Annotated in this window: 10 protein-coding genes; 5 read left to right on the forward strand and 5 right to left on the reverse strand. The window is 60.6% G+C overall.

The window, feature by feature from the left end; all coding sequences use genetic code 11:
* Both gmhB and APH36_RS19310 read left to right on the forward strand, forming a co-directional pair.
* Positions 1 to 528 carry a D-glycero-beta-D-manno-heptose 1,7-bisphosphate 7-phosphatase gene (gmhB, locus tag APH36_RS19305; protein WP_060499865.1) on the forward strand — a complete coding sequence of 176 codons (528 nt, stop codon included), beginning with the start codon at positions 1 to 3 and terminating at the stop codon, positions 526 to 528.
* Positions 529 to 573: 45 nt separating this feature from the next.
* On the forward strand, positions 574 to 1,359 hold the full coding sequence (locus APH36_RS19310; protein ID WP_019099404.1) for a 1-acyl-sn-glycerol-3-phosphate acyltransferase: 786 nt from the start codon (positions 574 to 576) through the stop codon (positions 1,357 to 1,359).
* 177 nt (positions 1,360 to 1,536) lie between these two features.
* On the opposite strand, the gene APH36_RS19315 is transcribed toward APH36_RS19310, so the two are convergent.
* On the reverse strand, positions 1,537 to 3,156 hold the full coding sequence (locus APH36_RS19315; protein WP_028699544.1) for an MFS transporter: 1,620 nt from the start codon (positions 3,154 to 3,156) through the stop codon (positions 1,537 to 1,539).
* A gap of 96 nt (positions 3,157 to 3,252) precedes the next feature.
* Positions 3,253 to 4,899: a GMC family oxidoreductase gene (locus APH36_RS19320; protein ID WP_060499866.1), complete on the reverse strand. Its 1,647-nt coding sequence runs from the start codon at positions 4,897 to 4,899 to the stop codon at positions 3,253 to 3,255.
* 219 nt (positions 4,900 to 5,118) lie between these two features.
* Here APH36_RS19320 and APH36_RS19325 point away from each other — a divergent pair, with 219 nt between their 5' ends.
* On the forward strand, positions 5,119 to 6,006 hold the full coding sequence (locus APH36_RS19325; RefSeq protein ID WP_060499867.1) for a LysR family transcriptional regulator: 888 nt from the start codon (positions 5,119 to 5,121) through the stop codon (positions 6,004 to 6,006).
* Here the strand turns inward: APH36_RS19325 and APH36_RS19330 are convergent.
* The 3 genes from APH36_RS19330 to APH36_RS19340 are packed head-to-tail and all read right to left on the reverse strand — an operon-like array spanning position 5,995 to position 9,005.
* Positions 5,995 to 6,813, reverse strand: a complete 819-nt coding sequence (locus tag APH36_RS19330; protein WP_060499868.1) for a sulfite exporter TauE/SafE family protein — start codon at positions 6,811 to 6,813, stop codon at positions 5,995 to 5,997. The genes APH36_RS19325 and APH36_RS19330 overlap by 12 nt on opposite strands.
* Entirely contained in the window at positions 6,810 to 8,081 is a 1,272-nt protein-coding gene (locus APH36_RS19335; RefSeq protein WP_060499869.1) for an FAD/NAD(P)-binding oxidoreductase, read from the reverse strand. The genes APH36_RS19330 and APH36_RS19335 overlap by 4 nt, the downstream gene beginning before the upstream one ends.
* 39 nt (positions 8,082 to 8,120) lie before the next feature.
* On the reverse strand, positions 8,121 to 9,005 hold the full coding sequence (locus tag APH36_RS19340; RefSeq protein WP_060499870.1) for an MBL fold metallo-hydrolase: 885 nt from the start codon (positions 9,003 to 9,005) through the stop codon (positions 8,121 to 8,123).
* Positions 9,006 to 9,227: 222 nt separating this feature from the next.
* On the opposite strand from APH36_RS19340, the gene APH36_RS19345 reads away from it, so the two are divergent.
* Both APH36_RS19345 and APH36_RS19350 read left to right on the forward strand, forming a co-directional pair.
* Positions 9,228 to 10,520 (forward strand): sigma-54-dependent Fis family transcriptional regulator, encoded by a 1,293-nt coding sequence (locus APH36_RS19345; protein WP_060499871.1) that lies wholly within the window; start codon positions 9,228 to 9,230, stop codon positions 10,518 to 10,520.
* Positions 10,521 to 10,649: 129 nt separating this feature from the next.
* Positions 10,650 to 11,057: an RcnB family protein gene (locus tag APH36_RS19350; protein WP_060499872.1), complete on the forward strand. Its 408-nt coding sequence runs from the start codon at positions 10,650 to 10,652 to the stop codon at positions 11,055 to 11,057.
* The last annotated feature ends 551 nt before the right edge of the window (positions 11,058 to 11,608 follow it).

Raw genomic sequence — 11,608 nt, forward strand, 5'->3', positions numbered from 1 at the left:
TTGAAACTGCTGATTCTCGACCGTGACGGGGTGATCAACCATGACTCCGACGCCTATATCAAGACGCTGGAAGAGTGGGTACCGATCCCGGGTTCGGTCGAAGCGATCGCGCAGTTGAGCAAGGCGGGCTGGAAGGTGGCCGTGGCCACCAACCAGTCCGGTATTGCCCGTGGCTATTACACGCTGGCAACCCTTCAGGCCATGCACGCGCGCCTGCGCGCGCTGGTGGCCGAGCAGGGCGGCGAGGTGGGCCATATCGTGTATTGCCCGCATGGGCCGGACGAAGGCTGCGGTTGCCGCAAGCCCAAGCCTGGCATGCTGCGGGCTATCGCCGAGCATTACCAGGTCGGCCTTGAGGGCGTCTGGTTTGTTGGCGATAGCAAAGGTGACCTGGAGGCCGCCCTGGCCGTCGGTGCACAACCCGTGTTGGTGAAAACCGGCAAGGGCGAGCGGACCCTGGAAAAAGGTGTCCCGGAAACTACACTGATTTTCGACGATCTGGCAGCTATCGCCAGAGAACTAATTTAAACAGTGCGCTTCTGGCGCACTTTTCTCAGGCGGGCATGCCCCGCAATGGTACAAGCCACTATGTCGATCCTGCAGGCGATCAGAATCTTTCTTTTTTACCTGCTGCTGGGCACCAGTTCGCTGCTGTGGTGCTCGCTGAGCTTTTTCGTCGCGCCGTTCCTGTCGTTCCCCAAGCGCTACAAGTTCATCAACGTATATTGGTGCCGCTGCGCGCTGTTCCTGGTGCGCACCATCCTCGGCATCGACTACAAGATCACGGGTGCCGAGAACGTGCCCAATGAGCCTTGCGTGATCCTGTCGAACCACCAGAGCACCTGGGAAACCTTCTTCCTGTCCCAGTACTTCTCGCCGTTGAGCCAAGTGCTCAAGCGCGAGCTGCTGTATGTGCCGTTCTTCGGCTGGGCCATGGCCATGCTGCGACCGATCGCGATCAACCGCGACAACCCCAAGGAAGCCCTGCGCCAGGTAGCGAGCAAGGGTGACGAGCTGCTCAAGCAGAAGACCTGGGTGCTGATTTTCCCGGAAGGCACCCGCGTGCCCTTCGGCACGGTGGGTAAGTTTTCCCGTGGCGGTACCGCTCTGGCGGTAAATGCCGGGCTGCCGGTGCTGCCGATTGCCCACAACGCGGGCAAGTTCTGGCCAAAGACGGGTTGGGGCAAACGCTCTGGCACCATCGAGGTGGTCATTGGCGAACCCATGTACGCCAACGGCAGCGGGCCACGTGCCATTGCAGAGCTCAACGACCGCGCCGCAGCGTGGAACGAGGCGACTCAGCGGGCCATGGGTTCGCTGCCGCCAGCAGCGGAAAAACCCCAGGAACAGACAGCTTGATTTTCTGTGGATAACTTGTGAGCAGTTTTTCGATCGAATGCTTCAAGTGATCTCTAAGTAATTGAATTAACTGTTTATTTCTACGTATGACATTTTTCTTAAAATCGTGCATAAGTTTTTTCGGGGCATAAAAAAACCGGCTTTTACAGCCGGTTTTTTTATGGCGTGTGGACAGCATCAGACCTTGTCGATATCCACATCCTTGGTTTCTTTGAGGCAGAAGATACCCACCACCAGGCTCACCCCGGTCACCAGAATCGGGTACCACAGCCCGTAGAAAATATCCCCGGTGTACACCACCAGCGCGAACGAAACCGTCGGTAGGAAGCCGCCGAACCAGCCGTTGCCAATGTGGTAGGGCAGTGACATCGAGGTGTAGCGGATACGGGTCGGGAACAGTTCGACCATTACCGCCGCCAAGGGGCCGTAGGTCATGGTCGCGATCAGAATCATCGCCACGATCAGCACCACCACCATCACCTGGTTGACCTGCGCCGGGTCGGCCTTGGCTGGGTAGCCCGCCTGCTCGATTGCCGCGCGCATGGCGGTTTCGTCGAAGCCATTGATGGCCTTGTCGCCAATATTCACCACTACATCACTGCCCGCCACGCTTACCGATTTGTACGGCAAGCCCTGCTTGACCAGGAACGTCTTGACCTTGTCGCACGGGCTGTCGAAACGCGCTTTGCCCACCGGGTCGAACTGGAAGGTGCAGCCTTGCGGGTCGGCGGTTACCACGATCGGCGCCTGGCGGCTGGCGGCATCAATCTGCGGGTTGGCGTAGTGGCTCAGAGCCTTGAACAGCGGGAAGTACAACACGGTGGCCAGCAGCAGGCCGAGCATCAGAATCGGCTTGCGACCGATACGGTCGGACAACCAGCCGAAGAACACGAAGAACGGCGCACCAATCACCACACTGATGATCAGCAGGGTGTTGGCCTGTGCCGGGTCCATCTTCAGCATCTGGGTCATGAAGAACAGCACGTAGAACTGTGCCGTGTAGAAGGTCACGGCTTGCCCGGCGTTGATGCTGAACAGGGCGGTAAGTACCACTTTCAGGTTTGGCCAGGAGGTGAACGACTCACGGATCGGCGATTTGCTCACCTTGCCCTGGGCCTTCATTTTCACGAACGCCGGCGATTCGTGCATGCTCATACGAATCCAGGTGGAGATGGCCAGCAGCACGATCGACAGCAGGAACGGCAGGCGCCAGCCCCAGGTTTCGAACTGGTCGCCGCTGATATAGCGGCTGCCCAGTACCACCAGCAGCGACAGCAGCAGCCCAAGGGTGGCGGTGGACTGGATGAAACCGGTGTGGAAGCCACGCTTGCCAGGCGGTGCGTGTTCAGCCACATAAGTGGCAGCACCGCCGTACTCACCGCCCAGTGCCAGCCCCTGCAACATCCGCAAAATCACCAGGATGATCGGTGCTGCGATGCCGATGCTGGCATAGGTGGGCAACAGCCCCACTGCGAAGGTGGACAGGCCCATCAGCACGATGGTGACCAAAAAGGTGTACTTGCGCCCGATCATATCGCCCAGGCGGCCGAACACCAGCGCACCGAAGGGCCGCACCAGAAAACCGGCGGCGAAGGCCATAAGGGCGAAGATGAAGGCAGTGGTGTCGTTCACACCCGCAAAAAACTGCTTGCTGATGACCGCTGCCAACGCGCCATAGAGAAAAAAGTCATACCACTCGAAAACTGTCCCGAGGGATGACGCGAAAATGATCTTGCGTTCTTCACGGCGGCTGGAGCTGCTGGCCGCCGCACCCTGCTCTTGGATGTAATCCGACATCGTTGCTGTCCTCGGCCCGCAGGCCACAGTGATTATTCTTGTTGTTCCACTGTCGGCAGCCTCTGACCGCAAGCCGCCGGTACTGCACGCACCCGGTCAGGGCGTCGGTAAGGCGTCTTCATTCAGATAGGTTTGGGTCGCAGCTCCTTTGAGAATCAGTTGCGCCGCCTTTTCGGCGATCATGAGGGTGGGTGAGCAGGTATTGCCCGAAGTGATCTGCGGCATGATCGAGGCATCCGCTACGCGCAGGCCGGGGATGCCGTGTACGCGCAGCTGGTTATCCACAACGTCCAGGGCGCCGGTGCCCATGCGGCAGGTACCGACCGGGTGGAAGATGGTGGTGCCGATTTTGCCGGCGGCCTCGAACAGTTCTTCCTCGGTTTGCAGGGCCGGGCCCGGCAGGTATTCCTTGGGCTCGAACGCCGCGAGGGCAGGGGCCTGGACGATGCGCCGGGTAAGACGAATGGCTTCGGCAGCGACGCGCAGGTCTTGTGGGTCACTGAGGTAATTGGGGTCGATCAGCGGCGTGCTGTTCATGTCGGTGCTGCGGATATCGATACGCCCGCGGCTGGCCGGGCGCAAGTTACACACCGAAGCGGTGAACGCCGGGAACGGATGCAACGGCTCGCCGAAGCGCTCCAGTGATAGCGGCTGCACGTGGTACTGCAGGTTGGCAGTGGCCTGATCCGGACTTGAACGCACAAATGCACCCAATTGACTCGGCGCCATGGCCAGCGGGCCACTGCGGTCATAGAGATAACGCAGGCCCATTCCCATCTTGCCCAACAGGCTGTTGGCCATCTGGTTCAAGGTGCGGGTGTTGCGGATCTGGTAGATCAGGCGCAGTTGCAGGTGGTCCTGAAGGTTGCCGCCAACGCCCGGCATGTCGTGGCGAACGCCGATACCCAGGCTTTCCAGCAGCTGTCGCGGGCCGATGCCGGAGCGCTGCAGAATGCCTGGTGAACCAACGGCGCCGGCGCAAAGGATAATCTCGCGGCGCGCCGCAAACTCGTGCCAAGCGCCTTGCCAAAATGCTTTCACCGCCCGCGCCCGGGTATTGTTGAGCAGTACCTGATCAACCTGAACGCCGGTCAGCACGGTGAGGTTGGCGCGGTCCTTGATCGGTCGCAGGAAGGCTTTGGAAGCATTCCAGCGCACGCCGCTGCGCTGGTTGACCTGAAAGTATCCACAGCCTTGGTTGTCGCCGGTATTGAAGTCATCGACCTTGCCGACGCCGCTTTGCTCGGCGGCATCGCGGAAAGCATCGAGAATCGGCCAGCTGTAGCGCTGGCGTTCGACCCGCCATTCGCCATCACCGCCGTGGTGCTCGCTGGCGCCGGCAAAGTGGTTCTCGCTGGCCTTGAACAGCGGCAATACATCTTTCCAGGCCCAACCGTCGTTACCTTGCTCGGCCCAAGCATCATAGTCGGCCGCCTGGCCGCGCATGTAGATCATGCCGTTGATCGAGGAGCAGCCACCAAGCACCTTGCCGCGCGGGTAGCCCAGTGCGCGACCGCCAAGACCAGCCTGGGCCTCGGTCTTGAAACACCAGTCCGTGCGCGGGTTGCCTATGCAGTAGAGATAACCCACGGGAATGTGGATCCAGGGATAGTTATCGCGGCCACCCGCTTCCAGCAGCAAGACGCGGCAGGAAGGGTCGGCGGACAAACGATTGGCCAGCAGGCAACCGGCGGGACCGGCCCCTACGACCACGTAGTCGAAGACAGAATCGGCTGATGGCATGTGCAACCTCGGGCCTGTTTTTTATTCTTGTCCCGATCCATCTTAGTGAGTAATTTCGTGGAGGAAACACGAGATTTCGCGCAGCCGCTGTGCGTTTTAGCACAGTGGTAAGCCTGTACTGGCCTCTTCGCGGGCACGCCCGCTCCCACAGGGATCGCGTTACCTTGGGAGCGGGCGTGCCCGCGAAGAGGCCGGAACGAACTGCCAAAAAGGACAAGCATGTTCGACTGGAACGATCTGCGGTTTTTCCTCGAGTTGCAGCGCAGCGGCCGCCTACTCACTGCCGCCAAGCGCCTCAACACCACCCACAGCACCGTGGCTCGGCACATCGAGAGTATCGAGCAAAGCCTGGGTACCGCACTGTTTGTACAACATGCCCAAGGTTATGAGCTGACCCCTTCAGGCCAGGCCCTGCTCAAGCACGCCGAGGCCATGGAAAATGTCGCGCTGCTGGCGCAGGAAGAAATCACCCAGGCCATCACTCCGTTGGGCAAGATTCGCCTGGGGGTGACCGAAGGCATCGGCATCATGTTCTTCACCCCGCGCATGAACGCACTGTTCGAGCGTTACCCCGGCCTGGAAGTGGAGCTGGTCGCCGTACCGCGTTTCGTCAGCATCCTCAATCGCGAGGCAGAAATCAGCATCCACCTGGAACGGCCCAATGCCGACCTACTGATTACCCGCAAACTCACCGATTACCGCCTGGCCCTGTACGCCAGCCAGGACTACCTGGACCGCGCGCCGCCCCTGCGCAACCGCGAAGACCTGGCCAGGCACAGCTGGATCGGCTACGTAGACGACCTGCTGTTCAGCCAGGAACTGCTGTTTCTGAACAGTTTCTGCCGGGCGCCGAATGTGGTGTTTCGCAGTACCAGCGTCATCGCCCAACAGGCCGCTGCCCGTGCCGGCCTGGGCATCGCCGTGCTGCCCAACTACATGGCTCGCCACGACCCGACACTGGTGCGCGTGCTGCCGGGCGAAACCATCCAGCGCAGCTACTGGATCTGCACCCGGCGCGAGTTGCACAAGTCGGTGCGCCTGCGGGTGGTGTGGGACTACCTGCTGGCGCTATGCGCGGCAGAACAGCACGAGCTGCTAGCCCAATAGTGCCTTGCCGGCCAGCAGCAAGGCCGCTACCCAACCAGCCGCTGCAAACATCTGCTGCAAACGCGGCCCGGCCAGCCTGGCCGTCAATGGCCGTGCCAGCAGCAAACCAAGCACCGCGCCGGCAGCGAACGGGGCGCCTACCTGCCAATGCATGACCCCCGCCAGGCTGGCGCTGACCACACTTCCGGTGGATACCAAGGCGATTACTGCCAACGAAGTGGAAACGATGCTGGCCATGCGCAGGTTGGTATAGCGGTTCAACGCAGGGATGATGACGAAGCCACCACCCACACCCAACAGGCCGGACAGTAACCCGGACAACGCCCCGGTAAATGCCAGGGCACGCGCGCAGGGAAGGGTCCAGCGCAAACGGCCCTGCAAAGGGTTCAACACACAGGGTTCGATGTAGCGATGGGCGTCATTGGCCTCACCGCGCAGCTCCTTGGCAGCCTTGCGCCAGATACGCAGGCAGGCATACACCAACACACCCGCGAACACCAACTGCAAGGGTGTGTTCGGCAAGCGGTGCGCAAGCATCAGCCCGAACGGCGCGGCAACCACACCCACCATCGCAATGAACAGCGCCGCCCGATAACGCACCAGCCCCTGTCGTAGCCCCAGCACCGCGCCAACCGCTGCAGCCAGGCCTACGGCCAGCAGGCCGACCGGAGCGGCCTCGACCATCGACAGCCCCAGCCCGAACACCAACAAAGGCACTGCGAGAATGCCACCGCCTGCGCCGGTCAATGCCAGGACCGCGCCGATGATCGCGCCCAGGCCCGCCCCCAACAATTGATGCTCGATCACTTCCCACCCTCGGCACCCAACGGCTGCGGCCGAGCCAGCCACTCGCGGCCCTTCAGCATGCCTTGCCAGTACAACGGTGGCAGCGCTTGCGCCTTCAGCAACCAGGCCAGGCGCGTTGGTTTGCGGCCATCCAGCAACCAGCTGGGGAAGCTCGGTGCCAGCTTGCCGCCATAGGTGAACTCGGCCAGGACGATTTTGCCGCGCTCTACAGTCAGCGGGCACGAGCCATAGCCGTCGTACTGGGCGAGGGTAGGCAACCTGCCCAATGCCACCAACACGTTGTTGGCCACGACCGGCGCCTGCTTACGGGCAGCCGCAGCAGTCTTGGCATTGCTGGTGTTGGCCACATCACCCAGGGCATGGATGTTGATGTATTTGCGGTGGCGCAGGGTATGCGGGTCGACATCGACCCAGCCAGCGTTATCGGCCAACGGGCTTTCACGAATGAAGGCCGGCGCCACCTGGGGAGGGACCACATGGAGCATGTCAAAAGCCTCGATGTGCGTTTCGCTGCTGCCGTCGGGCAGGGTGCACACGAAGGTGGCGCGCTTGTTCGGACCATCCACGGCCACCAGTCGGTGGGAGAAATGGAGGTCCACGGCGTATTTGTCTATGTACTTCATCAGCGCAGGCACATAGTCCGCCACACCGAACAACACAGCGCCAGCATTGAAGAAGCTGGCTTTCACGGCCCCCAGATGGCCGTGGCGTAACCAGTGGTCGCAAGACAGGTACAACGCCTTCTGCGGCGCGCCCGCACATTTGATCGGCATGGGCGGCTGGCTGAATATGGCCCGGCCTTGCTTGAGCTTGTGCACCAGCTCCCAGGTATAGGGCGCCAGGTCGTAGCGGTAGTTGGAGGTGACACCGTTGCGGCCCAGGGTTTCGCTGAGCCCATCAATGGCCGCCCAGTCCAGCATAAGGCCGGGACAGACTACCAGCTGTTCATAGCTGATGGCGCGACCGTCCTCGAGGACGACCAACTGGCCCAGCGGATCGAAAGCCTGCACCCGCGCCTTGACCCAGCGTACCCCGCGCGGAATGGTCGAGGCCATGGTGCGGGCAGTGCTCGGTGCCTTGAACACACCGGCACCGACCATGGTCCAGCCGGGTTGGTAGTAATGCACTTCGGCTTGGTCGATCACGGCAACGTCCAGCGACGGGTCACGGCTGATCAGGCTGGCAGCGGTAGCGATACCGGCGGCACCGGCACCGACGATGACCACTTTGTGATGGTCGGTATTGGCAGGGGACAACAAGGCAGGCATGGCGGTAAATCCTGGAAATCTGATTATGGGGCAGGGCGGTTACAGCGTGTTCAGCGGAATCTTCAGGTAGCTCACGCCGTTCTCCTCCGGCGCGGGGAAATGGCCGCTGCGCATGTTCACCTGCACCGAAGGCAGGATCAGCACCGGCATGTCGAGGGTCTTGTCGCGCGCTTCACGCATGGCGACAAAACTGTCTTCGTCGATGCCCTGATGAATGTGGATGTTGCTGGCACGCTGTTCGGCCACGGTAGTGACATACTGCATGTCGCGGCCACCCGGTAGGTAGTCGTGGCACATGAACAGCCGTGTCTGGTCGGGGAACGCCAGCAGACGACGGATCGAGCGGTAGAGGGTGCGGGCATCAGCCCCCGGGAAGTCGCAACGGGCGGTGCCGTAGTCGGGCATGAACAGGGTATCGCCGACGAACACCGCAATTTCACCCGCGTCTTCGATCATGAAACTCATGCACGCCGGCGTGTGCCCTGGGGTGTGCAGTGCACGGGCATGCAGGTTGCCAATACGGAAACCTTCCTCGTCTACCAACAGTACATCGAACTGGCTGCCATCCCGCGCAAAGCCAGGCTCAGCGTTGAACAGCGCACCGAACACTTTCTGCACCTGGGTGATGTGAGCACCGATAGCGGTGTGGCCACCCAGCTTTTCCTTCAGGTAGGCAGCCGCCGAGAGATGGTCGGCGTGCACATGGGTTTCCAGCACCCACTGAACGTCAGCGCCAAGCGCCTTCACCCGGTCGATCAACTGGTCCGCCGAGACGGTACAGGTACGCCCTGACTTGGGATCATAGTCGAGGACACTGTCGATCAATGCACACTTGCGCGTTTCGCCATCCATGACCAGGTAGCTAATGGTTGAGGTCGCCTTGTCGAAGAAGGCTTCCACGTGAAGGTTGTTGCCGATGATCATCACGTTCTCCAGATTATCCACCGCGCCTTGTACAGGCGTAGGCAGTGAAAGGAGGTTTATCAAGATGCATGCCAGGCTTTTTACTGCGTATGGGCCAATGAAATCGGCCAGGTACCGATAACTGACAGCAATACTGACAACCCATATGGCAGTCGACTGACAGCCAATGGCAGTGTTTGGCAGTCCTTGTTACCCTGCGCCGGTAATCCATACGGTGTCGTCATGCCCCAAACCCATCCCCTCATCCTAGCGCTGGTTTCCTACCTTGAGCACGATGCCCTGCCGACCATCGTGCTGGACACCGACTACAACATCCTGGCCGCCAACGCCGCCTATCGCCGCCAGTTCGGTCACCACGAGCAGGCCCCGCTGGGCGAAAAATGCCACAAGGTCTCGCACCACTACGCCGTGCCCTGCGACCAGGCCGGCGAGCATTGCCCGATGCGCAAAGCCTGGGACAGCAAGGTGCCGGAGCGGGTATTGCACATTCATCACACACCACGTGGCCCTGAGCATGTCGATGTCGAACTGCGCCCGATCCTGGATGAGCAGGGTAGGGTGGTGGCCTTTGTCGAGCGCCTGACCACCATCGCCCTCGCATCGGCTCAGCCTCAGGAACAAGGCCTGGTCGGCCGGGCACCCGCATTCAAAGTTGCCTTGTCCAGCCTGCAGCGCGCAGCGCCGGCGCAGATCCCGGTTTTATTGCAGGGTGAGTCAGGTACCGGTAAAGAGCTGTTCGCGCGCGCGCTACACATGGGCAGCCCCAGAGCCAACGGCCCATTGGTGGTGGTCGATTGCACCGGCTTGACCGAGTCGTTGTTCGAGAGTGAGTTGTTCGGCTATGAGAAGGGCGCATTCACCGGCGCCAATCAGCGCAAGATCGGCCTGGCTGAGGCCGCGCATGGCGGTACCCTGTTCCTCGATGAAATCGGCGAAGTACCGTTAGCGATGCAAGTGAAACTGTTACGCCTTATCGAGTCCGGCAGCTTCCGTCCGGTGGGCAGCCTGCGCACGGTGCACTCGGACTTCCGCCTGGTTTCTGCCACACACAAACCGCTCAAGCAAATGGTCGCGCAGGGCACCTTCCGTGAAGACCTGTATTACCGCATCAGCGGTTTCCCCATTCGCCTGCCTGCGCTGCGCGAGCGGGTTGAAGATCTGCCGCTGCTCGCGCAAAGCCTGTTACAGCGAATGGCTGGCAAGCCTACGCCCAGCCTGAGTAAGGATGCCTTGCAGCAGCTTGGGTTACATCCATTTCCGGGCAACATCCGCGAGTTGCGTAACATTCTGGAGCGCGCCCGTTTGTTTGCCGATGACGGGCTTATTCGGCCGGAGCATTTGCCGGAAGATATCGGGCCTACCCAGGTGGTCAAGGGACAAGGCCGTCGCAATGGCTTGGGTGAACTTGCGCAGGCGCTTGAGCAGTTCAAAGGCTCACGCAGCGAATTGGCCAGTCATCTTGGCATGAGCGAACGCACGCTCTATCGCCGTTTGAAGGCGCTCGGGCTGAATTGAAAGGGCGGCAGACTTTACCGGACCTTTACCTGCGCCCTGACATTAAACGTAAAAAATCGTGGTCTGATCAGTTAACCGAACCTGGCAGTCAGCACTGGCCAGGCGATAACAGGCAGAGGACCGTCTCAAATGAAGAAAACCCTAAGCGTGATCTGCGCCGCGCTCATGCTCAGCGCACCGTTGGCCAGCTTCGCACAACCGGGCCCACCCGACCGGCACGATGATGGCCCATCGCACCAAGGCAACCCGCCGCATGGCCAGCCAAAGCAGCAAGGCCGCCATGACAACGGCCGTGCACCCGATTACCGCAACCCCAACTTCCGCCCGCAACCAGGCATGCCGGTGCCTCACCAGCAGTGGCAACGAGGGCATGTGGTTGACCCCCACTACCGTGGCGACCGCTACTGGGTGACTGACTGGAAAGCACGCCACTTGTATGCGCCACCGCGTGACCATCGCTGGTTGTATGTAAATGGCGACTACGTGCTGGTGGCTATTGCCAGTGGGGTGATCGTTAACATTCTCAGCGGTTACTGATTTTCAGGCACTAAAAAGCCCGCATCAGCGGGCTTTTTAGTGCCTGGCGGATCACACCTGATGTAGGTTCACAAAATAGGTGATAGGCCAGACCCCGTGAAATTGGAATCTTCGCCATTTTTTTTGTGAAATGAAGGGGTGCTTTTCACAGAAAAGCCGAGAAATCCCTACTCACCAATCACAAAAGTTGATTGGCCTGGAAAGGGCCGTTTACGACCGACGCGTGACTTTTCGGTAAGGGATGAGGAGTAGTCGCAGCGATCCTTTAGCTCCTAGTCTGGCGACCTTGGGTTCAGAATCCGACTGGCAATGCCCGCCGTCACTACTTCAGAGGAACCAGCTTCCTCTGCTGCCAAAATTGCGGGGGGCTCATGCTGGTACCCAGGCCCGACAAATGCGCAGTTGCAGCCCTCAATTGCAAGGCTATCCAAAGCGGCACGCGTGTCAATCAAGATCTGATGCATGACGATGGCCGGCCTCACGGAGGTGAAACCGGAGATTCAGATTGACTAAACCGACCCCGTAGACACCAACCTCCACGAAGGCCGCTA

The organism is Pseudomonas sp. NBRC 111133, assembly GCF_001320605.1.
Classification (GTDB): domain Bacteria; phylum Pseudomonadota; class Gammaproteobacteria; order Pseudomonadales; family Pseudomonadaceae; genus Aquipseudomonas; species Aquipseudomonas monteilii.

What these genes read in the sequence shown, in the direction of transcription:
- APH36_RS19325 (WP_060499867.1), top strand. Translation starts at nt 5,119, where the DNA reads ATGTTCGACTGGAACGATCTGCGGTTTTTCCTCGAGTTGCAGCGCAGC.
- APH36_RS19320 (WP_060499866.1), bottom strand. Translation starts at nt 4,899, where the DNA reads ATGCCATCAGCCGATTCTGTCTTCGACTACGTGGTCGTAGGGGCCGGT.
- APH36_RS19345 (WP_060499871.1), top strand. Translation starts at nt 9,228, where the DNA reads ATGCCCCAAACCCATCCCCTCATCCTAGCGCTGGTTTCCTACCTTGAG.
- APH36_RS19350 (WP_060499872.1), top strand. Translation starts at nt 10,650, where the DNA reads ATGAAGAAAACCCTAAGCGTGATCTGCGCCGCGCTCATGCTCAGCGCA.
- APH36_RS19315 (WP_028699544.1), bottom strand. Translation starts at nt 3,156, where the DNA reads ATGTCGGATTACATCCAAGAGCAGGGTGCGGCGGCCAGCAGCTCCAGC.
- APH36_RS19340 (WP_060499870.1), bottom strand. Translation starts at nt 9,005, where the DNA reads ATGATCATCGGCAACAACCTTCACGTGGAAGCCTTCTTCGACAAGGCG.
- APH36_RS19335 (WP_060499869.1), bottom strand. Translation starts at nt 8,081, where the DNA reads ATGCCTGCCTTGTTGTCCCCTGCCAATACCGACCATCACAAAGTGGTC.
- APH36_RS19310 (WP_019099404.1), top strand. Translation starts at nt 574, where the DNA reads ATGGTACAAGCCACTATGTCGATCCTGCAGGCGATCAGAATCTTTCTT.